The organism is Mesorhizobium silamurunense (assembly GCF_014843905.1).
In the GTDB taxonomy this organism is placed as follows: Bacteria; Pseudomonadota; Alphaproteobacteria; order Rhizobiales; family Rhizobiaceae; genus Mesorhizobium; species Mesorhizobium silamurunense.
The window spans coordinates 1-329 of record NZ_LPVS01000153.1 but is presented as its reverse complement, the minus strand read 5'-3'; the positions used below and the strand labels follow the sequence as shown (position 1 = coordinate 329).

The 329-nt window shown below is 57.1% G+C and carries 1 protein-coding gene; it reads left to right on the top strand.

Translation table 11 applies throughout. From position 1 onward, the window contains the following. Positions 1-283, top strand: a 283-nt coding sequence (locus tag AU465_RS32810) for a group II intron maturase-specific domain-containing protein (RefSeq protein ID WP_281396943.1), incomplete at its 5' end; no start/stop codon positions are given. Positions 284-329 lie beyond the last annotated feature (46 nt).

Genomic DNA, 329 nt, shown 5'->3' with positions numbered 1-329 from the left:
CTTGAACATCCCGCGGCAGACGCCGGGGACGCTGGCTGAAATCGCCCAACAGCTCAATCCACTCCTTCGCGGATGGATAGCCTATTATGGCCGCTACAGCCGTTCGGCCCTGTCCACTCTGGCTGACTACGTTAACCGGAAGATCAGGGCGTGGATCATGCGTAAGTTCAAGCGCTTTCAGTCCCATAAGACGCGTGCCAGCCTCTTCGTGAGAAAGCTGGCGCGGGAAAATCCAGGACTGTTTGTGCACTGGAAGTCGTTCGGAACGAATACGTTTGCCTGATGGGAGCGGTGTGAATCGAGAGGTTCACGCACCGTTCTGCGAGAGG